Annotated in this window: 18 protein-coding genes and 1 tRNA gene; 14 read left to right on the top strand and 5 right to left on the bottom strand. The window is 69.4% G+C overall.

The features are described 5' to 3' along the window. Window positions 1-45: 45 nt before the first annotated feature. Entirely contained in the window at window positions 46-2,316 is a 2,271-nt protein-coding gene (locus ACFY1S_RS23580) for a tetratricopeptide repeat protein (protein ID WP_387121855.1), read from the bottom strand. Between the two features lie 232 nt (window positions 2,317-2,548). Here ACFY1S_RS23580 and ACFY1S_RS23575 point away from each other — a divergent pair. The 3 genes from ACFY1S_RS23575 to ACFY1S_RS23565 all read left to right on the top strand — a co-directional run bounded on the left by ACFY1S_RS23575 (window position 2,549) and on the right by ACFY1S_RS23565 (window position 4,253). After that, window positions 2,549-2,635 (top strand) — tRNA-Leu (locus tag ACFY1S_RS23575). Window positions 2,636-2,914: 279 nt separating this feature from the next. Beyond that, window positions 2,915-3,241: an AbrB/MazE/SpoVT family DNA-binding domain-containing protein gene (locus ACFY1S_RS23570; protein ID WP_363926084.1), complete on the top strand. Its 327-nt coding sequence runs from the start codon at window positions 2,915-2,917 to the stop codon at window positions 3,239-3,241. Next, window positions 3,234-4,253, top strand: coding sequence for a tyrosine-type recombinase/integrase (locus tag ACFY1S_RS23565; protein WP_387121851.1), 1,020 nt, complete (start codon window positions 3,234-3,236; stop codon window positions 4,251-4,253). Before ACFY1S_RS23570 ends, ACFY1S_RS23565 begins: the two co-directional genes overlap by 8 nt. Before the next feature lie 1,212 nt (window positions 4,254-5,465). Here the strand turns inward: ACFY1S_RS23565 and ACFY1S_RS23560 are convergent. The 3 genes from ACFY1S_RS23560 to ACFY1S_RS23550 form a co-directional block, all read right to left on the bottom strand. Further along, entirely contained in the window at window positions 5,466-6,050 is a 585-nt protein-coding gene (locus tag ACFY1S_RS23560) for a hypothetical protein (RefSeq protein ID WP_387121848.1), read from the bottom strand. Beyond that, a complete protein-coding gene (locus tag ACFY1S_RS23555) occupies window positions 6,050-7,897 on the bottom strand; it encodes a DEAD/DEAH box helicase family protein (protein WP_387121845.1) in 1,848 nt (615 codons plus the stop codon). Before ACFY1S_RS23555 ends, ACFY1S_RS23560 begins: the two co-directional genes overlap by 1 nt. 386 nt (window positions 7,898-8,283) lie before the next feature. Then, window positions 8,284-8,712, bottom strand: coding sequence for a hypothetical protein (locus tag ACFY1S_RS23550; RefSeq protein WP_387121842.1), 429 nt, complete (start codon window positions 8,710-8,712; stop codon window positions 8,284-8,286). Window positions 8,713-9,335: 623 nt separating this feature from the next. On the opposite strand from ACFY1S_RS23550, the gene ACFY1S_RS23545 reads away from it, so the two are divergent. From ACFY1S_RS23545 to ACFY1S_RS23505, 9 genes are all read left to right on the top strand, one after another. Then, window positions 9,336-10,103, top strand: coding sequence for a MinD/ParA family protein (locus tag ACFY1S_RS23545; RefSeq protein ID WP_387121839.1), 768 nt, complete (start codon window positions 9,336-9,338; stop codon window positions 10,101-10,103). A 59-nt stretch (window positions 10,104-10,162) separates the two neighbouring features. After that, window positions 10,163-10,504: a hypothetical protein gene (locus ACFY1S_RS23540; RefSeq protein ID WP_238423983.1), complete on the top strand. Its 342-nt coding sequence runs from the start codon at window positions 10,163-10,165 to the stop codon at window positions 10,502-10,504. A gap of 192 nt (window positions 10,505-10,696) precedes the next feature. Further along, window positions 10,697-11,236: a hypothetical protein gene (locus tag ACFY1S_RS23535; protein ID WP_387121836.1), complete on the top strand. Its 540-nt coding sequence runs from the start codon at window positions 10,697-10,699 to the stop codon at window positions 11,234-11,236. 208 nt (window positions 11,237-11,444) lie between these two features. Then, window positions 11,445-13,292 (top strand): hypothetical protein, encoded by a 1,848-nt coding sequence (locus ACFY1S_RS23530; protein WP_387121833.1) that lies wholly within the window; start codon window positions 11,445-11,447, stop codon window positions 13,290-13,292. A 13-nt stretch (window positions 13,293-13,305) separates the two neighbouring features. Continuing rightward, on the top strand, window positions 13,306-14,802 hold the full coding sequence (locus tag ACFY1S_RS23525) for an SCO6880 family protein (RefSeq protein ID WP_387121830.1): 1,497 nt from the start codon (window positions 13,306-13,308) through the stop codon (window positions 14,800-14,802). A gap of 278 nt (window positions 14,803-15,080) precedes the next feature. After that, complete coding sequence (locus tag ACFY1S_RS23520; RefSeq protein WP_387121827.1) at window positions 15,081-16,373, top strand: hypothetical protein; 1,293 nt, start codon at window positions 15,081-15,083, stop codon at window positions 16,371-16,373. Next, window positions 16,373-18,226, top strand: a complete 1,854-nt coding sequence (locus ACFY1S_RS23515) for a type IV secretory system conjugative DNA transfer family protein (RefSeq protein ID WP_387121824.1) — start codon at window positions 16,373-16,375, stop codon at window positions 18,224-18,226. The genes ACFY1S_RS23520 and ACFY1S_RS23515 overlap by 1 nt, the downstream gene beginning before the upstream one ends. After that, on the top strand, window positions 18,226-18,825 hold the full coding sequence (locus tag ACFY1S_RS23510) for a hypothetical protein (RefSeq protein ID WP_387121821.1): 600 nt from the start codon (window positions 18,226-18,228) through the stop codon (window positions 18,823-18,825). Before ACFY1S_RS23515 ends, ACFY1S_RS23510 begins: the two co-directional genes overlap by 1 nt. Then, window positions 18,822-19,082 carry a hypothetical protein gene (locus ACFY1S_RS23505; protein ID WP_387121818.1) on the top strand — a complete coding sequence of 87 codons (261 nt, stop codon included), beginning with the start codon at window positions 18,822-18,824 and terminating at the stop codon, window positions 19,080-19,082. Before ACFY1S_RS23510 ends, ACFY1S_RS23505 begins: the two co-directional genes overlap by 4 nt. A gap of 50 nt (window positions 19,083-19,132) precedes the next feature. Here the strand turns inward: ACFY1S_RS23505 and ACFY1S_RS23500 are convergent, their stop codons facing one another. Beyond that, complete coding sequence (locus tag ACFY1S_RS23500) at window positions 19,133-19,306, bottom strand: hypothetical protein (RefSeq protein ID WP_387121815.1); 174 nt, start codon at window positions 19,304-19,306, stop codon at window positions 19,133-19,135. Between ACFY1S_RS23500 and ACFY1S_RS23495 the strand changes: the two genes are divergently transcribed. Further along, entirely contained in the window at window positions 19,300-19,803 is a 504-nt protein-coding gene (locus ACFY1S_RS23495; protein ID WP_387121813.1) for a hypothetical protein, read from the top strand. The two genes, ACFY1S_RS23500 and ACFY1S_RS23495, sit on opposite strands and share 7 nt — an antisense overlap. After that, complete coding sequence (locus ACFY1S_RS23490; RefSeq protein WP_387121810.1) at window positions 19,800-20,882, top strand: M23 family metallopeptidase; 1,083 nt, start codon at window positions 19,800-19,802, stop codon at window positions 20,880-20,882. Before ACFY1S_RS23495 ends, ACFY1S_RS23490 begins: the two co-directional genes overlap by 4 nt. The last annotated feature ends 107 nt before the right edge of the window (window positions 20,883-20,989 follow it).

Here is a 20,989-nt window from a genome sequence, read left to right as displayed (position 1 = left end):
CGTCACCTCTGTGGATACCCAGCGTGTGCGGTGTGGACGACCAGGTCAGCTCGGGGGCGTCGATCGTTCCCGCGTCGTGCACACCTGCCCCGAGGTCGCGAAGTTGTCAGTGGAGTAGACCGCCAGCACCGTGAAGCAGTAGTCCACCCGCGGGCTCAGCCCGTTTACCGTGTAGCTGGTCCGGCCCGGGTCCACCGTGGCCATCACCCCCAACGCCGACCCGGCCCGGCCGCCGGCCACCATGAACGGCACCGTCCCGCCGGTCGGGTCCGTCCAGCTCAGCGTGATCGTGACCGAGTCGTCGCGAAGCTTGAGGTCACCCGGCGGCGGCCCGCTCGCCGTCACCGCCACCGTCGGCGCGGGCGCCCCGGTCCCGGCCGGGGTCGGGTCGTCGCGCGTCAACACCACCGCACCCAGGCCGGCCAGCGCCACCGCTGCCACCCCGCTCGCCACGACCGCGCCGATCAGAGTCGCCCGGTTCCGGCCCGTCGCCCCGCCACCCTCATCGGCGTACCCCTGCCGGTACGGCTGGTACGGCTCCTGGACGGGGTACGGGTGCTGCTCGGCAGGCGTGTTCGCCCGGATGTCGCCCCCGGGCGGTCCGCTACTCGCCGGCTGGACCGCCGGCATCACGACAGTCGCGTCGGACATCGCGACGTCGGCCGGGTGAGGTGGTGACACGTCCCCACCTCCGGCGGCTGGTCCGCCCACGTCGGTGTCCGCCGGAGCGGCGCTCACCGGGGCCTGGACCTGCGTCGCCGTGCCGCCGCCGCTCCACGACGGTGCGGTCAACCCCCACGGAGGTACGGGAGGGGCGCTCACCGGCGGCGCCGAGATGGGGTGCTGGTACGGCGGCCCGGACACGGGTCCGTAGCCGGGCGGCGCGGACACCGGGTAGGGCTGCCCCTGGCCGGGCGGCCCGGAGACGGGATAGGTCTGCGCGGGTGGACCGGACACCGGATGGGCCGGTGGCGCGGAGGTCGGTTGCGGGAAGGCGGGCGGAGTGCCGACCGTGGGGGAGGGTGCTCCGCTGGCCGGCCGCACTGGTCCGGCCGCGTGCTGCGTCCTGTCGGATTCGCTTCCGCTGACGGGTCCACCCGTGTCTGATCCGCTCGGCCCGCCGGGCCTGGCTGCGGTACGGGCGGCCTCCTCGGCGAGTAGCGGTTCGATCTGCCGTACCTGGACCGTCGGGTTGTCCCAACGGGGTGCCGGTTCCGGCGGTACGGCGACCGAATTGGGTGCCGGTGGGGTCGACGGCCCGGGCGGCGCGCCGACGGCTGGGCGGGGCGCGGGTTCCGCTGTGCGCTGGCGTGGCGGGAGGGCCGGTCCGGACGGCCGGTGCGCGGGCGGCTGGCCCGTTGGCTGCGTTGCCTGGCCTCCGACATGGGCCGGAGTCGCCGGTCCAGCCGCCGGCGGCGGCCCGGGAGGAGTCTCGTGGACGCGTTGACGCGGCGGCAGCGCGGGCGCGGTTGGTTGCTGCGGGAGCGGGGCGGACCGGGGCTGCGCCGGTGCCGTGGGCTGTGCCGGTGTGAGGGTCTGCCCAGGGGCGGAGCGCTGCGCTGGCATGGTGGTCTGTGCCGGGGCGTTGCGCTGCGCTGGCGTGGTGGTCGGGGCCGGGGCGGGCGAGGCGGGTGGCGGCTGGACCGGTGCGGATGCCAGTGGCGCGGCGGCGCCGGTACGGGCGGCGGGCGCGGCGGGTGCGCGTACCCCCGGAGGTGTCGGTGGGGACGTAGCCGGCGGCTGCGGGGGAGCCCACTGTGACGCGGGCCCGGGGGCACCGCCCGCCGCCGGCCGCATCGCGGCCAAGGTCGCCAGGGACAGCGTCGGACCGGAGAGCGCCGACTGGCTGCCTGTCTCCGCCCGGACCGTGCCCGTCGCCGACGCGGGGGCGGCGTCGCCGAGGTAGGCGCGGGCGGCACGTACCGCCGGGTGGTGCTCACCGAGCGCGGCGGGCCCGGCAGTGGCCACCCGGGCGTAGTTGCGGCGGGCCTCGTGCCGGTTGCCCAGTTCCTCGGCCACCTCGGCCAGCTCGAACGCGAGGGCGAGCAGCATCGGGTCGGAGTGCTCCCACCGCCGCTCGCCCGCCGCGAACGCCTCCTCCAACACCCGGCGGGCCGCGAGCGGGTCGTCCGCCTCACGGTGCAGGCGGGCCAGCAGATGCGCGGTGTGCAGCATCTCCGGGTGGTCCTCGCCGAACATCGGGCGCGCCGATTCGACGGCCTCAGCCAGCAACTGCCGGGCGGCGCTCAGATCGCCCGCGGCACGCAGGGCGAGGGCCCGGTGCTGGGCGGCCGCCAGGGGAGAGGGATGGGGCACGTGCCAATGCTGCCGGCAGAGGGGCGCCGACCGCTACCCGGACACGGCTGCGGACGGCGTCGGTGGCCTCCCGCGAGCCCATCTGAGCAGCGGCGGGAGAGCCTGGACGAGGCGGGTGCACGGCGATGTGCATGATCCACGAGCGGCGTGTACAGTAACTCCCCGTGCGGCCCGCTGGGCCGGCCTTCCGATGAAAGATCATCCAGGCCGGCGAGGTAGGCTGAACGTGTAGGTCCGGGTGGCGGAATGGCAGACGCGCTAGCTTGAGGTGCTAGTGCCCGTATAGGGCGTGGGGGTTCAAGTCCCCCCTCGGACACCAGTACGTCTCATATGTGCGACGTAGACGTAGCGGTGGTCAAGGATGCTTGACCACCGCCGAAACTCATCCGACACCGCGTCTGGCGCTACTCTCAGTGACCAGCGCCGGGCGAGCTCCGCGATGACGCGCGGCGGCTCGTCAGTGATTCCCGCCGTTGCTCTGCCCGGTCTGGCACCTGGCGTGCGCGTTGCTGCTGGGTCCCCCTCGACGGCCATGAGGCGTCCTCCGCTACCACTTCCGAGCCTTGCCGCCACGCGAAGCAGCGCAGCTGTCTATGGTGTGGCGACGCTCGACTCGCGTGGTCGGATCGCCGACCGGTGCGCGATGAAGGAACTCCAGTGGACCCCCGGATTACGACTGAGCATTCGGGAGCGTCGAGGGCTGATCGTCGTATCAGCTGACGAGCAAGGCGTCTTCAAGGTAACGAAGGAAGGCCACATCCGACTGCCGGCAGTGGTCCGTCAATGGTGCGGCCTTGCCGCCGGCGACCGCGTACTTATCGTGGCTGAACCAGCCAGCAACCGCCTGGTGGTTCATCCGCCGGCAAAGATCGACGAGATGATCGGGCAGGCTCACGATGCGGTCTTCGGGGGCGAGCATGAGTGACGCATCGGCGAGTCAAGCTGAGGTGGCAGCGGCTCGGCTCCTTCTTGCTCGGATGGGCATCTCGCCTGCCGACCTTCTGGAGGCCGCCGTGGCTCGGCCTCCGTCGCCGACCTTCGCCGAATACGTTCCTGTGGTGGCGGCTGCAGTCTCGGAAGGAACGAAACGTGCCTATGGCTCCTACTGGAACCGTTTGGTGGAACACTGGGGGCAGCGCAGGCTCGACGAGCCCACGCCGTCGGAAATTGAGAAGTTGGCGGAGTACGTCAAGACGCACGTTGTGGCTCGGCGGAATTCCCGCGGAGGCCGAAGCGCGGCGGAGCACCTGATTGCCGCCTTGCGGTGTCTCTACAAAAGGGCAGTAGCCGATGGTTTCATCGCAGAGGCTGACAACCCTGCTCTGAAGGTGGCAAAGCCGCGGCGTCTACCAAGCACGCGTCGGGCGGTGGCGGACACGCGGCTGGCCGAGATAAACGAGGTTGCGGCCAGCACAGGTAACGATCCGGCCCTCGACACCTTGCTCTTGCGGCTGCACACCGAAACGGCGTGTCGGCGCGGTGGAGCTCTGGCACTTCGTCCGGTTGACCTTGACCCGGACCAATGTTTGATTCTGCTTCGAGAGAAGGGGGACTCAGTGCGTTGGCAACCAGTTTCCCCCACGCTGATGAGATACCTGCAGCGCCATGCTGAGGAGCGGGGCGCTACGGAGGCGGGGCACCTGCTGCGCTATCGGGACGGCGCTCCGATCACGCGCCGGCGTTACGACCATCTGTGGGTACGCATCGGCGAGCACCTGCCGTGGGTCCGCGTGCAACAGATCAGTACCCACTGGTTACGTCACACTACTTTGACATGGGTGGAAAGGAACTTTGGCTACGCTATCGCGCGAGCGTACGCCGGTCATTCGGAGAGTGGCGGCGACGCTGGCACTACAGCCACCTACGTGAAAGCAACCCCGCAGGAAATCGCCGCTGCTCTGTCAGCGCTTACCAATGAGCCGCACCCTCTAACTTAGTCGTCTGGTGGGGCCCGGTCTTGGGGGCTGGACCCCACCGCGGGATCTGTCGCCGGCATGGAGATGCAAGTGTCTCGCCGTGCGCCCGGTCCGCCGCGCGGCCTCGACCGCTAATTGGACGCCCTGTCATTAGCGTCCGCCTTGGCGGTGCTCCGAACGACCGTTTCATCCGTTCAGTGAAGCGGCGCGGACTTGCCGCAATCGGGATAAGAGCAGTAGCCATTGGCTCCTGGAGTGTAGGAGTGACTCGGGCGGGTGTTCGATGAGCTTCGCGCGGTGGGACGATGTTTGTTGTTTGGATCCAGTCCGGCAGCCGTACTAGATCTGTCCGGCTGCCGGACTAGCGGTGGTGCCGTGGTCGTACCAACCCCTGCCCCCGTGGGAACTCGAAGGCGATAGGCGGTCCGTGCCTTTTTGCGGCGAGCGTCTTCCACTTTGGGTCTGAACCGGATGACCCAGCCCAATTTCTCAAGTCGGTTCAGCCAGACTCCGATTGTGGAGCGGGCCAAGCCTGTCGCACGTTCGAGGTCTGTCAAGCTCGGCGAGAATTGCGGAGGGATCACTGCGGTTGCGGTATCGGTCCAAGTCAAGAGCGTCAGGATAAGGTGGCGCCCGGAAGGGCTAAGGGGGCAGTCAGCGTCTCGAACTGCACGCTCTACGGCCCATCGATCTACCATGCAATACGCCCCTTCCGGCCGTGGCGTTCACCGGTGGCTCTTGACGCCGTATGGCGTCGGAGCCTCGTGACGCTAGCGATGAACCTGAGCTTTGACCAGGCATGCACCTGCTTGTCTTGCGCCTTTGAGGCGTCGGCGGCGACGGTGACCTGCGGCTTTGGCGTACGTGGAGATGCGCCCACCATTGGTTGCTTCGGTTCGTAATTCAAGCAGGTTGACCAATTACAGACGGGTAGTACGGCAGCCGCCGTTTGAGATCATGCTGGTGGGGGTCGGGCAGACGAGGTGCGGCCACCGTTCGGATCTGGCGGTGGCTGCGCGAAGACGATCTCAGACGTGTTGCGGAGGTGGACGGCCAGCTCGGCGAGGCAGCGAATCGCCTACGTTCACCGGCAGGACGCGTTCGGTGTGCGCTGCCTGGTGCTCGAATTTGGGGTGACCAGCAGGCAAACTGTGGCCAGCGAGCCGCCCACCCTTTCACGAGTCGGGACGCTGCGGGGGCCCTCGCGCCGCCGGGCTCGGCGCGGCGATGCGGCTACTCGCGGTTTAGTTCGGCGATGACTTGCGCCAGAAGGTCGGCTGGGAGTTGCCGGCGCAGCGTCGCCGCCATCGTTTCGGGGGTTCGAACTTCGACGGTGAAGCGGCGGGCGGTAAACCCGGCCTTCACCATCGCGGCGTGGCTGGACAGTGTCCCGGCCAGCACCTCGGCGTGTAGGTCGGGTGCGTCCTTGCGGAGCCGACGCAGGGCGTTTTCCTTGCTGGTGCCCCGTGGTCGGGGTACCTCGTCTACATTATTGACGAGGTCATTGCGCCGGCCGGGCTGTGAGGCTGCCTGAAGGGTCCGATCGAGCATGTCGAGCGCCTCGACGTCGGCGGATATCACCCGACGGATGAGGTCGATGGTCGTACCGAGACCAGCCAGCGGAGGGGTGACAACGAAGTCCACGAACCGGTCGTGGAGCACGTGGTCGCCGCGCTGGGTTACGAACTCCCGCCACGACTCTTCGGTGAGCACCCGCTTTACCAGTGCCGGTACGGTGCCGATGGCGTGCTCACCTTGACGCAGCGCCGACCCCAGCGCCTCAACCACGTGGGCGTTGCGTCGCAGGCTGTCGGCCATTACATGCCCAGCCAGCGGGCGAGCTCGTTGCGTATCTGCTCCAACTGCTCGACGCTGGCCTTGTTGCGGGACGGGAATCCGCGGCGCAGCAGCTCCGCGTTTATTTCCCGCTTTTCCTTGCCGGTGCGGTATGACACCTTACCCACGATGGTGTCGATCTCCCCACGCAGGACACGCTCACGTCGGTGCCGAGGCTCCTCGATGCGCGGATTGCCGGCTGCGGCGGCGACACCCGCCGATGCCGCCTCCTGCATGCGGTCGAGCAGGGGCAAAAGGTTCATCGCGAACTGGGTAGGGATGCCGAGCTTGCGGCATTCGGCCTGCGCGGCCTCTACCTTCACCGCGCCGGCTTCTTGCCCCCCGAGGATCGCACGGTCGAACCTGGCCTCCGACGCTGACAGCGGCTCTCGGAAGTCCAGCGTGCCCTGGTTGGCGCTCTCGCCGGCCTCCGCGCGAGCGCGCTCCTCCTGCACGCGATCGGCTTCGAGCTGGTGCCGCAGCTCCTGCTCGATCTCCCGGGCGTGGTTCATGAGCGTGGGCACAGCGGGGATGAACAGACGGGCGTTGAATTCCTCGTCTGGGCGCACGCGCACGAAGCGGCCGACAACCTGGCGGAAGAAGAGGGGGGTGCGGGTTTTCGTGGCGTATACGCCGACCGCTAGGCGGGGGATGTCGACGCCTTCGGATACCATCTTCACCGCGATGATCCATGGGTCGCGGCTGTCCCGGAACCGGTCGATGGCGGCTTTCGCCTCGGGATCGTCCGAGACGACCACCACGGGGTCTCTGCCGGTGATGCTCTTGAGCAGGGCCGCGTACGCGCGGGCGTAATATTGCCGCTCGGCGACGATCAGACCCGCAGCGTCGGGAATCTCCCGCCGCACTTCGTCTAACGCTTCGCTTGCCTTGCGCAGTAGGACGGGCATCCACTCTCGCTCGGGGTGGTACACCACGTCGAGGGCGGCGGAAACATCCTCTTCCCCGAGGTTCGCGCCCAGTTCGGCCGTCTCCACGACGCCGCAGTCAATCCACCGCGCCTCCCCGTCGTAGGCGTGGAACTCGATGCGCCGGCACACCCCGTCGGCGACGGCCGCCCCGTACTCGTAGCCGTAGTCGACCTGCACGGTGCCGTTGTCGTCGTAGTTTACGAACGGGATCGGGGACGTCGGATCCGCGCGCCACGGCGTACCTGTCAACGCGAGCCGGTATGTTGCGTGCTCCACGGCGGTCTTGAGCCCATCACCCCACGACCTGTTGTCACCGGCGTGGTGGATCTCGTCCAGGATTGCGAAGGTAGCGTTTCGCGTGGCGTGGCGGAGCATGTCGGCGCCCTTCCCGCGGGCGACCTGCGCGTATGTGGCCACACAGCCCTGGTAGCCGGGCTTGGCGTAGTCGGCGAAGTCACCGACCGGCATCAGGGAGATGCCGGCCTGCCCGGCGGCGTCGGCCCACTGTTGCCGCAGCGCGTCGGTCGGCACGACCACCGCGATCCGCTGCACCGCGCCCTCGGTGAGGAGCCGCTTGGCGAGCGTCAACGCGAACCGTGTCTTGCCGGCGCCGGGGGTGGCGCACACCAGAAAGTCCCGTTGGTTGACGGCGTAAAACTTATTCATCGCCGACTCTTGCCACAGGCGCAGATTCGACACGGTGGCTCCCTTTCGCAGGTTGCAGGCGGGGCAGAGTGCCTGCCCGTTGATGACGTCGGTAGAGCCGCCGCGCGAGTGCGGATCCTGGTGGTCGGCGTGGAAGCCGCCGGCCAGGTCGGTGCCGCAGTCGATGCACTTGCCGTCGGCCGCCAGGTAGAGAGCGGCGCGTTCGGTCGGGTTGAACCTGCGCCTCGGATCCACAGTCCCCCATCCAGCCTCACCATGTCGTTACGCAATGCACTTTAGAGCATGCGTAGCGTCAAGCCGACACGGTGATCGGCCCGATGCGACAGCGCCACCGGCCGTCTGCGGCTCCCAGCTCCGCCCGCGCCAGTCCGCGCTGCACCGGCCACCGCTCGGCTGTCGGCGACCCGACACAGCGCCCCGTCCCTGGCTGCCGATGACCGGGCCCGATGCTTTGTCTAGGATCTGTTATCCGAGCATCTTCGCGGTCGATAGCAGCGCCAAGCTCCTCGCCGAATTGGAGCTGCACGCCGGTGACCATTTGACGATTCGCATCGTCCAAGACGATCTGAGCCAGGTCGCGGCGAACCTTCCTGCCGGCATGGCATCTTGGGCATCGATATTCACTGTGTGTCTCGCCGGGCTTGTTCCGCGGCGAGTTGGGCGGCCTCTCGCGCGGCTTGCTCCATCCTCAGGGTGCTTTGGATGATGGCGTCGATGCCTTCCCTTGCTCCGTCGGATAGTTGCTCGATGGAGCGCGTCATCACTTGGACCTTCGCGCTGACCGGTGCCGGGTCAAGGAAGTAGCCTGCACCGACGCCGAAGAAGTCGGCCAGGGCCGTCAGCGTCGAGGCTGTGGGGTTGCCGTGCGCTCCGATTCGGAGCTTGCGGATGTTCTCCGCCGAGATGCGGAGCCCCTTGGCTTTGAGCGCGTCGGCCACCTCGGCGTCGGTATAGACGTGGTTCGGGCGGTGCTTGACGTACAGCTCCTGGAGCCGCTCGCTGATCAGCGCAGGGCTCGGGCCACTGGGTGGCGTCTCGTTTTGTCGCATCGCGGTCCCCCGACTCCAACTAAAGTTGGTCCGAACCCAAGTTTGTGTGGAACCCTGCCGTGATCTGTGCTTGACTCTCAGTGCCCGATCCACACAAAGTTGGTCTCACGCCAACTTTGGTTGGTTGAGGGTAGCGCATCGGTCGGCCTCCACGGAGGGGGTCGCGAGGCTCGTGATGCGTTCGTGAGGACGTGACGCCTCATGGCGATGCGGACTCTGATTTGGCCTGATCGTGTGGTCGACGTCCAGGTCGTGACAGTAACGGGGGACCGGCTCGCGGCAGCGTCCTGCCGTCGCTGGCCAGTGCTGTGCGGCAAGCCCTCGGGGGGGAGGCGGACGTGTCAGATTTATCGACTGACCGATCAGGCCACCTCGCCGGCTCCGGGACCTCTTCGGAGGTGCCGGAGACCGGCGAGTGGGGGGCGCTGGCGGAGCGGGCATCACCCGCTCCGCCAGGCGGACCCGGCCGATCTGTCGTGCCAGCTGCGGCTGCGGAGAGCGGCCTGTGGTGGTCGCGGGCAGCGGAGCAGGCTCCGCGGGAGATTCCCCGCGAGTTCGGCGGCGGCAGTCAGGTGGAGTCGCTGTGGCTGCGTGCGGCGTCGTTGCGGGCGGGGTGTCCCTTGGTGGCCCTGTCGTCTGCGGACGGCGGTGTTGGTCGTTCGACGCTCACGGCGGCGCTCGGTGGTGTGCTGGCGCTTGCCAGCCCTGCTCCGGTCGTGGCGATGGACGCGACCGGGCGTGCGTGGGGTGGGCTCGGCCATCGTGTGGCCCGGAGCAACTCCGCATCAACGTGGGATGCGGCGGAAGCGGAGGAGCGGTTGGCTGACCCTCTGGTCGCTGAAGGGTTGATGCAGCAAGGGCCGACTGGCCTACGCGTTCTGGTCGGTGAGAGCAAGATGACGGCGCAGCGGCGCCCAACCACCTGGCCGGAGACGTTCGGTGTGATCGGCCATCTGCGGTCGGTCTACGCCATGGCGTTGCTGGATCTCCCCGCAGCGGACAACACGCCGACGTGGCGGGCGTTGGGCTGGTCGACAGTGCCGGTGTTGGTGACCCGCGCGACCGTTGATGCGTTGCAGCACACCATGCGGTTGCTGGCGCATCTTCGCGCTGCGGGACTCGATCAGGTGGCGGAGTCCGCGGTGGTGGTGGTCATGACGACCACACACTCCACCGCCCGAGAGGTTCGCGCGGTCGAGCACCTGGCGCGAAAGGCGGCGACGCATCTCGTCCGGGTGCCCTTTGATCCGGTGCTCGCACGCCCTGACCCACTCGATCCGCGGTCCTTGAGTAAGGCCACGCGGACCGCGTTGACCGAGATCGCCTTGATCGTCGTCGAACACTGCCCCGCTGATCCTGGCCCATCACACGAGGGGGCTTTTGTCGCCTGAGGACGGCGACTTCGCACGGGGAGGAATTGATTGTGTTCGTGCATTGGATAGCTGCCGTGATGACGGTGCGGGTGCCTTCGGTGGTGGCCGCCTTGGCACCGGACCCGACGCCGACGCCGTCGCCGTCGGGGGGCTTCGACTTCGGTCGGATCAGCCCTGACCCGGCGGCGGTGCCGCGTTCGGACCTGTTCTACAAGCTTGCAAACGCCGCGCTGTTCCTCGGCGTGATCTCCGCCGTGGCCGGTCTCGCGGCCGGCGCGATTGCGTTCGGCATCGGACCGATCTTCGGCGCGCACATCATCAGCGATCGAGGCAAGTCGATGATGTGGAAGGCCGGTCTCGTGGCGATCGTCGTGGGTTCGGCGACATCGATCATCGGCTTCCTGCTGAGCGAGATTTAGGGGGTGCCCCGCGTGCGGGGAGCAACTTACAAACCAACCGACGGCGGACGTGGATCGGCCGCAGCTTCGCTGCTTCTCTGCGCGGTGGTTGCAGGAGCGGCGGTCTTCGTTGCGGGCCGCGCGAGCGCACCCGAGCGGAGTGCGCCCGAGCGGACTGCGCCTGAGCGCTACGGCGACCGTCTCGTCCGGGGAGTGCCGGTTGGCTTCGCTGACACGCCTCGCGGCGCCGGTGACGCGGCGGCAGCGTACGTGGTGGCGGTGCCCGCCGCGGCGGGCCGCCCTGACATCGAGCGGCATGCGCTGATCGACACGATCGCAGTCGACGGTTCGGGCACGGCGCTGGCCGAAATGATGGGCGCCAGCTCACCGCCGGCCGACGGTGAAGGGATCTCCCAGACCGTTGCTGCCCGGGTGTGGGTGCCCAACGCGGACGTAGACGCACAGGTGCAGCAGGGCACCGAGGTCACGGCGCGGTTGCTGCTCTGCGCGCTCAGCGGGTCACCGACCGATGGAGTGGTCGCCGGCCCGGAGACGGGTTTGGCGGGTGGCTGGTACGTGCAGTCGGTGACGGTGCGCTGGACCCTCGACCGTTGGCGTGTGGTGGCCGCGCAACGGCCGGCGCCGGTACCCCCGCCTGATCAGCGCGGCACCCGACGCGACGGCGGTCCGCGCGACACTCAACCGCTACTCGACGTGCTCAGCACCCGCTCGTGGGTGCCGGGGACGGTCTAATCTCATGTCCTGGGTCAACGCTTGCCGGCAGGGGATCGGCGTGGCGATCGGCGTGCTGGCCTCCTTGGTCGGCGCGGTATCGCCAGCGCAACCTGCTATGGCAGCACCCGCCTCCACGCCGGCTCCGTCCGCCCCGGCCAAACCGTGCCCAGCGCCGTCGTCTGACGGGCAGCTGTCAGGGCCTGGCCAGGAGCAGGCGAGACCGCAGGTGAACTGGTGCCTGCCCTGGGCCGAATGGGAGTCCGGCGACGGGTGGATCACCGACTGCGGTAAGGCTGTCGGCGCTGTGGAGCAGGAACGCTGCGACGCGGTGTCGCTCACGCTGCAGTCACCGCCGCCGGCGGATACGGCGTCGGTGCTCGACGATCAGTCTCCGAAAGACGGCGCCTCGCCGGTGAGGTGCGAGCGGTTCGCCGACAGCGCCGCCGAGGATGCGGAAAACGCCGACCGGTGGACTGCCAAGAAAAATCGATGCGACGCGTTGCGTGCGTCGCTGCTGCCGTTCTCGTCGGTCAAGCCCGAGGGCTGCAAGCTCAGTGTGAGCTGCAGAGTCGACGAGAAGGCCAAGGACATCGCTCGGTCCGGGTTCGAAGGCTTGGCCGACATCGCCGTGGCAGGTTTCGCCTGGGCGTTGAGCAAGCTGGCCGAGGTGGTGTTCGAGCAGTCCTCCGCCGTGCCAGACGAGCCGTTCTACCACGTCTACAACGACATCTCCGGCGTCCTGATCTTGATGGTGCTGCTCATCTTCCTCATCTCCACGGCGATCAACGGATTGCGCATGAACGGCCCCGGGCCCCTGGCCACCCTCGGCGGGTTGGTGCGCGCGATGTTCGGGATCGCCTTCGCCGGCGGCATCGCCTACATCCTGATGGCAGCGTGGGACGAGGCGACGGTGGCGCTGATCGCCCGCAATCAGGAACGCGACTGGCAGCCGAGCATGTGGGTGGACGCGCTCAACGCGCTGACCGCGGACACCGGCACGATCCTGCTGGCCTTCGTCGTCGCGGTGATCAGCGTGGTCGGGCTGATATTGGTATTCGTGATGCTGTTGTTCCGCTCCCTGCTGGCCGCCGGGGCAGCGTTGTTCGGGGCGATGGCTATGACCGGTCAGGTGATGGCCGAGACCCGCTCGTGGGGTCGTAGGTGGTTCTGGACCTGCAACGCCCTGGCCAGCTCGAAGTTCTTCATCGCCGCCCTGTGGATCTACGGCACGCGCAGCACTTACGAGAGCGACAACGTCCTCAATGTGCTGCGCGGCATGTTCATGATCATCCTGATGGTGCTCGCGCCGTGGATTCTGCTGCGGTTGACGAGCATGTGGGACGGCTACCTGGCTGACGTCGACGCCAGGGGTTTCCTGACCTCCGCCGCTGGCGCGGTCGGTATGGATGCCGCCGCCCGCCGTCTGGCCGATCCTCTCAGCGGTGGAGGCGACAGCGGTGGCGGCCCGGACGCCGCATCTCTGATGCAGGGCAACGCCGACGCGATCCCGACAAACCCCACCAGCGGTGCTGGCCCGCTCGGCACGCGGCCCAGCGCCGTTCCCGAGGCGGTGGAAGCGCTGCAAGGAAGCGGCGACGGCGACCAGGTCGGAAAGCCGAGCGGTGAACCGGGAGCTGAAAACGACGGCGGAGAGAACAGTCAAGAAGCTGAGGGGATCGAGCGCGATTCCCGCACCGCTCAACACGATGTGGCGGAGGGACAGCTCACCGCGCCCGGCGACACCAGCGGGCAGCCCGCGCTGCCGGTCACACCGAACGCCATCGGAGAGAAGGCCACCGGCGCGGCAGCCGGCAGCTCGCAGGGCGAGGACGCCCCGCAGACCCCGAGCGGTGGGGGCGCTACCACCCCGACCGGTGCACCTTCTGCCGCCAACGCGCCGTCCCCGCCGGCTCCGACGCCAGAGACGTCCGGGCACAGTCCAGCAGCCGGCTCAGGCGGGCCGTCCAGCTCAGGCCAGCCTTCGCAGGGTGGTGCCGCCTCCGGCGCCGGGGCAGGTCGCGCGGGAGGTGCCGCCGCGGGTGGCGCCGCCGAAGTACCCATCGTCCCGGTCTAGGTGAGGAGTCCAGGTGACCCAGTTCCAGTTTCCGCCGCGGTCCACGCGTGGCTCGATCATGGGCTTCTCGGCGGGGCAGATCGGCACGGCTGTCGCCGGCGTGATCTGCCTGGTTGTCGCCGCGAACCTGCTCGCGACCGGCCGGCAGGGCGCTGCCGGGGGCATGGTGCTCGCGGCGCTGCTCCTGCTTACGGTGGGCCTGCTGCGGCTGCGCGGGCGGCGTGTAACCGAGTGGACGCCCATCGTCGCCGGGGCCCTCGCCCAGCGCGCCGCCCGGCAGGACCGCTATCGCGGTGGTGCCTTCGCCGCTACCCCCGGCAGCACGCATCTGCATCTGCCCGGTCCGGCCGCCGGCTACCGCTGGTTGCCGGCGGTAGCCGCCGACGGATTGACCGAGGTGGGGCTGCTGCACCACCGCCGTGAGAACACCGTCACGGCGTCCCTGCTCTGCGCGGGCAGCAACCTGGTCCTGGCTGACACGTCGGTGCAACAGCAGCGCCTGGCCGCGTGGGCGGACGTGCTGAACCTGCTCGGCACCGAGTACGCCGACAGTGGTTTGGCCAGGTGGGCGCTGACGGCCCGTGCGGTTCCGGACTCCGGCAACCGGGCGCAGCGGTACCTGGTGCAAAAAGCGGTCGACACCGACACTCGCGCGTACCGATCGCTGGCGGAACTGACCGCCGCGGCGGCTCCGTCGACGCAGCGCCACGAGGTGTACCTGAGCGTCGTGTTCGACACCAAGAAGCTATCGGCGGAGATCACCGACGCGGGCGGCACCGACGCGGCCATCGCCACCGTGGTGCTCGACAAGCTCGGCGGGGTGCAGGCCGCGGTCGCGGAGGCCGGCGTCGACACCGTCGGCTGGTTGACGCCCCGTGAGTATGCGGCGGTGCTGCGCACGCAGTTCGACCCCGAGGACCAGCCGCACGTGGACATGCGGGGCTCGACCACGCCCGGGGTGGCGCCGCATATGGCCGGGCCGATCGCGGCGGAAAATATCGGCTGGTCGTCCTACCGCCACGATTCCGGGTTCTCCCAGAGCCTGTGGGTCTACGAGATGCCGCGTCAGCCGGTCGCGATGACGTGGATGACCGCCCTGTTCACGCGCACCGTCGGTCGACGCGCGGTGACGGTCATCGCCGAGTCGGTACCCGCGCAGCTGGCCCAGTTGGCGACCCGCCGGGACAAGGTCGCCCGCGCCGGCGACGAGATCACCAAACGCAAGATGCGTCTGGTGCGCACCGCCCGGGAGGACGAGGAGGCCCGCTCGGTGGAGCAGGTCGACCGGGAGCAGGCGGCCGGGCACGTGCGCTACCGCTACGCGATCGTCGTCACCGTCACCGCCGACAGTGAAGAGCAACTCCGCTATGACGTGCGCGCGATCAAACGGGTGCTGGGCCGCACCGGCTGCCAGGCGGTGGTGCTCTACGGCGAGCAGGACCAGGGTTTCGTAGCCGGGGCGCTTCCCTTGGCCCGTGGGCTCAAGCCGATGCGGGGGTGGTTTGCGTGAGCCGCGCACGGGTGCGACGAGAAGGATCTCTCGCACACCGCATCGCACAGTCCGCGGACCGGCGGGATCTTGCGGCGGCCGAGGCGGACCTGGAACGTGAACGGCGCGCTCTTCGGCGGATGTCGGAGCGGCTGCTGGGCGCCCCGCCGGTTGATGGGCGCGGCGCTCTGGGTCGGGCCGCCGGGCGGGCGTTCTGGCGGCTGCGGCTACCGCCGCTGGTGACCACCAGCGCGCAGCTGTGCAGCGTGTACCCGTTCGTCGCCGATCCCGGCCTCGGGGTGGACGGACCGCTGATCGGCCAGGAGGTGTACTCCCGGACCGGATTCGTATTCTCCATGCGGGAGCTGTACCGAGCCGGGCTGCTCAGCGCACCGAACATGGTGGTCACCGGCGAGATCGGCTCGGCGAAGTCGTCGCTGCTCAAGAGCATCGCGTTCCGGGGAATCCCGTTTGGCACCCGATTCTTCGTCGTCGACGTCAAGGGCGAGTACGACGCCCTCGCCCAAGCCGCTGGGATCCAGCCGGTGCGCGTCGGCCCCGGCGCGGGTGTCGTGATGAACCCCCTCGCGGGCATCCGCCGCCAGCCGGGGCAGGCCGAGCCGGAGTGGCTGCAGATCCAGCGGGCCCGCCGGCTGCTGCTGCTCGAAGGGCTCCTCGAGATTCAACTCGGCGGTGCCCTGACTGAGGCGGAGCGCTCGCTGATCGAATACGCCCTCGACGCTGTGACCCACAGCGACGGCAGCACCAGCGCCGAACGGCTGGCCACCCCGACCTTGTCGCTGGTCCTCGCTGCGATGGGTGACCCGCAGTCGTGGGCGCACCGCCTCGCTGGGGTGAACTACGACGTCGACCAGTTCGCCGCCGACAGCCGCCGGGTCCGTCTCGCGTTGGAGCGGCTGATCACCGGCGTCCTCGGCGGGATTTTCGACGCACCAACCGCAGCGACTCTGACGGTGGACTTCGAGCAGCCGGGGGCAATCCTTGACCTGCGGGCGGTGCGGACCTCGGATCAGATGACGGCGATGGCGATGACCTGCGCCCAGTCGTGGCTGGAAGCAGAGCTTACCCGCCCCGACGCCCCGCCGAGGGTGTGCCTGTACGACGAGTTCGCGTTGGTCACCCGTCACCTTGGCCTGATACGGCGGATGCGCGAGCAACTGAAGTTGGCCCGGGCGCTGGGCACGGAGAACATCCTGGCGTTTCACCGATTCTCGGACTTGGCGGCCAGTGGCAGCGCCGACTCCGAGCAGGTCCGCATCGCCCGGGGCCTCATCGAGGACACCGGTGTGCGGGTCTCTTACCGGCAGGCGCCGGGCTCGCTGGACGCCGCCCGCGAATTCCTCGGCACCACCGACACGGAGACGAATCTGCTGCTGCACCTGCGCCGCGGCGTCGGGCTGTGGAAGGTCGGGCTGCGCTCCTACGTCGTCAAGCACCAACTCTCCAGCGTCGAGCAGGCCATGGTCGACACCGATAGCCGGATGCGCGACAACCCCGAGAACGAACTGCGGGAGTTGACCGACTCCGAGTACGAGGCGCGGGAGTCCGCCGCGGTGGGGCAGGTGCGCTGATGGCCGGCTCGCTGATGTCCCCCGGAAGCCGGCTGCCGCGCCGAGGCATGCCCCGCGCCGACATCCTGGCCCGGCTGACGCTGCTGGGCCTTGCCGTGTTCTGCACGCTGCTGGGCACCTTCACCCTGTGGCTGGCCGGACAGGTCGGTGGCGTGCTCACCCACGCCACGTGGCCGGACACCTCGCCTGAGGACGCGCCCGGCATTGCCGGGCGGATGATCCTCAACGGCGGCGACCCGGCGGCGGCATGGCCCACTGCCGCCCAGGCGGACCTGCCCCCGACCGCGCTGCTGTACGCGCTGTGGTTCGGCCTCTTCATTGGAGCCTTCGCCGGTCTCGGCATGCCGGCGGTCCGGGTCATACAGCGGCGGGTGCAGCGGCGAGGGTTCGCCAGCCGAAAGGACCTCGACCGGGTAGTAACCGCATCGGCGGTGCTTCGACGCGTCGACGTCCTTCGGCCTGGCCTGACCATCCGGGCGACCGACCGCCCCGAGGCTCTGCACTCGAAAACTCAGCGCCGCAAGGACCCTCTGGAGGTGGCGCGGTTCTTGGGGCATCACGCGCTGACCGGGGAACCGCTGTACCTCGCCAACGAGTACACCGAACTCCTCGCCGGCGCCGCCCGGTTCGCCAACAAGACGTCGCGCTACATCGTCCCCCGGGTAGCGGACGCCCGAGGTGCAGTCATCTCCACCTCCACCCGCCTCGACGTCGCGGCGGTCACCTACGACCTGCGCGCCGAGGTCGGTCCGACATGGATTTTCGAACCGCAGGGGCAGGTGCCTGGACTGCCCCGGCTGCGGTGGTCACCGATCGAGGGGGCGCACGATCCCGACATCGCGGCGCTGCGCGCGAAGGGCTTCGCCGCTGGTGCCGGCCTCAAGGGCGACGTGGAGAACGGTCAATACTTCCAGGATCAGGCGGCATCGATCATCCGCGGTCTGCTGCACGCCGCCGCTCTTGATGAAAAGGCCACCCTGACCGACGTGGCCAGTTGGGCGGCCAACCCCAGCGACCCACGGGCCGAGCGGATCCTGCGCCATCACCAGCAGACGGCGTGGGCCGACCGGCTGGCATTCCACCGCGAGTCCACGGGCCGTGGCCGCGAGAGTATCCAGTCTGTCGTCTTCGGAGCGCTGGATCCGTTCAGCAACGCCCGGATCTTGCGCGCCTGCTCCCCGCCGCGCGGCGAGCAGTTCCAGCCCGAGCAGTGGCTGGATGAGTCCGGCACCCTTTATCTGGTCGGCACCCGCAGCGGGCAGTCGCTGGTCGCGCCGCTGTTCAGCGCGATCGCCGAGGACATCATCTACCGCACCCTGCAACGCTCCTTCGTCGCACCGGGCGGCCGGGTCGAGCCCTGCCTGTACCTGATCGGCGACGAGATCACGAATATCGCGCCGTTGCCGTCGCTGCCCGCACTGGCATCCGAGGGCGGTGGCGCCGGTATCGCCTTGTCGATCTCTTGCCAGAACACCCACCAATTAGAGGAGCGGTGGGGCCGCGACGGTGGGCAGGCCCTGCGCGACGGTGCGAACGCCCGCTTCGTGATGGGCGGCACGCAGGACGTGGCGGCTCTCAAAGACGCGCAGTCACTGCTCGGGCAGGTGCAGGAGCTGTCGTCGGCCGCGTCCTGGGGCGGCGGACGCGCCAGCGTGCAGGAGAACGCCCGCCGGGAGAACCTGCTCGACCTCGCCGAGCTGCGAACCCTGCCGACCGGCCACGCCCTGGTGCTGCTCGGCAACATGCCCCCAGTCGAAGTCGTGCAACCGGCGTGGTGGGAGCGCCCCGACGCCCATCGTTTCAAGACCGCGCAGGCCGCGTTCACCGCCCGACTCGAAGGGCGGCAACGCTGATGACCGACCGCGCGTTCCTGTTCGATGTCCCGGCCGAGGCGTCGGGCGAGCAGCGGGCGATCGCTGAGCTTGCCGAGCTCATCGACTCGCTGCGGGTCAGCGTAGAACGCCTCGCCGAGGCGCACGTGGCGCTCGGCGAACGCGTCGAGGCGATCGACGGTGACACGGCGTGGGCGCCGACGGGCCACTGCTGGCGGGACTTGGACGCCGATGCCGCGCGTCAACTGTGGGCGTGGCTGATCGCCTGGACGCGGTGGCTCGTCGACCGCTACGGCCTGGCCCAGGACCTCGGCGCGTGCTGGCCAGCACACCCGGCCCTGGTAGAGGAGCTGACCGCGCTGAGCGTGTCCTGGCACCACGCGTACTCCGGCAAAGCCGACCCGGACGCGCCGCTGCGATGGCATGAGGCGCTGCACCGGGCCCGGCACCGGTGGCAGGCGTGGGACAACACCCGCTGTCGGCACGGGCACCACACACCCCGCAGCGCCGACGCCGTCTGGTCCGCACCGTGGCCCGACGACGCCGAACAGGCCGTCACCGGCGACATCGCCGCGCGGCAGCGTGCGGCGCCGGCGCGCTCAGCAGGAGGGACGACATGACTCAGCCGGCAGAGGTCACCAACCCCTGGGACTGGCAACGCTTCGAGGCCGCACTGTTCGGGCTGCGCGAGGGCGTCGACTCGCTCCAGGACTACATCGCCGAGATACACGACGCGCGCCACAACCGGCGCGACGACCAACAGGAGGACAGGCAGCAATGGACAGAGTTGGACGAGATGACGCGCCGCGAGACGGAGCTGGACTGGGCCAGCGACGGACACCTCGACGGGGACTACACCCGCGACGTCGGCGAATGAGCGTCACCGTGCGCACCGCCAGCGCTCCGCTAGCCCGCATCGGCGTCGGTCTAGAGCAGCTGCGCCACGACATCGACGCTCTGGTCGAGGTCGTGGCTGGCCAGCCGCAAGCGCGCCCGCAGCTCGTGGAGATCCACCACCAGGTGCGCCTGCTGGGACAGCAACTGAACGCCGCGCTTCGGTCGCCAGCCGAGCCGGTCCCGCCCGAGGAGCAGCAGTGACACCACGTTTCGTCACGACGGCCATCGCGGGAGCTGCCACCCTGCTGCTCGGCGCCTGTGCCGGGAGCGGTCCCGCTCCGAGCAGCAGTACGCCTGCCACCGGCCCCAAACTCGAAGGTGCGGTGCCGGCCGAAACGCTGGCCGCCGATCCCGACGGCGTCCTGCCGTCCACGCCAGGCACGGCCGATCCAGCGGCGGTGACCGCCGCGCTGCGGTTCGTGCGGGCCTGGGCCCGCCCTGACCTGCCCCCCGAAAGCTGGCTGGCAGGAGTGCGTCCCTACGCCGTTCCCGCCTACGCCGATCTGCTCGCGACGGTGGATCCGGCCAACGTGCCCGCCACCCGGGTTACTGGCGTGGGCCGGGCGGCGGCGGCTACGGCGCAGCGTGTCGACGTCGATGTCAGCACCGACGCCGGGGTGTTGCGGGTGGTCTGTGTGCGCAGCGACGCCCGGTGGCTGGTGGCCACGCTCGCCGTCCGCGAGGAGGCTGCGGCGCGGTGAACCGCGGATGGATCGGGCTCGGCGTGGCGATAGCGGCCGCTTTGCTGCTGTGTGGGCTGCCCGTGGCGGCGGTGCTCAACAACCCCGCGCCGGCGTCGGCGTGTGCCGCCACCGGCCCCTTGCGTTCGACCATCGGGGCCGTCGACGCGGTAGGACGGTGGGACGCCGAGCAGGTCGGCAACGCCGCGCAGATCGTTGCCGTGGGGCGGGCGAATGGCGTGCCGGCCCGCGGGTGGGTCATCGCCGTGGCTACGGCCATGGTCGAGTCGAGTCTGCACAACCTGAACGGGGGTGACCGCGACTCCCTCGGGTTGTTCCAACAGCGTCCCAGCCAGGGGTGGGGCACACCTGCGCAGATCATCGACCCGGTCTACGCCGCCACGAAGTTCTACACGAAGCTGCAGCGCATCGCCCGGTGGGAAAGCCTGCCGCTGACCGTCGCCGCGCAACGCGTTCAGGTCTCCGCGTTCCCCGACCGCTACGGCACGTATGAAGACGACGCCGAGCAGGTCGTCGCTGCGGTCATTGGCGTCGCGACGATCGCCGACCTACCCGGGGCCAGCCTCGCCGAGTGCTCGCCAGATCCGGTGACGGTCACGGCGTCAGGGTGGACGGCGCCGCTGCGCGCCGCAGTGGGTAGCGACTACGGACCGCGCGACGGCAGGCTCCACGCCGGAGTCGACATGGGCGCGGCCCGTAACACGGTCATCCACGCGGCCAGCGCTGGGCGAGTGGTGTGGGCGGGCTGCGACTCGAGCACCGGCAACTGTGACGTCGACGGCAGCCCCACCACCAAGGGCTGCGGCTGGTACGTCGACCTGGTGCACGCCGACGGTTATGGCACGCGCTACTGCCACATGGTCCGCCGGCCCGACGTCAGTGAGGGCGACACCGTGCAGGCCGGTCAGCGGCTTGGGCTGGTCGGCACCAGCGGCCACTCCTCGGGCCCGCACCTGCACTTCCAAACCCACCAACGGGTGTGTTCGGGATCGCGATGCGACCTGGACAACTCCAACTCCACCGACCCGGTCGAATTCATGCGCCAACGCGGCGCCCCGCTCGGCGAGCAGAGGGGGTGAGGCCTTGGTCGGAGGCGGCAGGTAGGTGATCCAACAGCACGGGGGGAAGACATGTACGACGAGGATGAAGACACCGAGCGTCCGCGCCGGCCGGCGCCGCAACCGCC

This window comes from Micromonospora sp. NPDC000663, from assembly GCF_042898105.1.
In the GTDB taxonomy this organism is placed as follows: Bacteria; Actinomycetota; Actinomycetes; order Mycobacteriales; family Micromonosporaceae; genus Micromonospora.
Note: the sequence above shows the minus strand (reverse complement) of the source record. Positions and strands in the feature narration are given on the sequence as shown.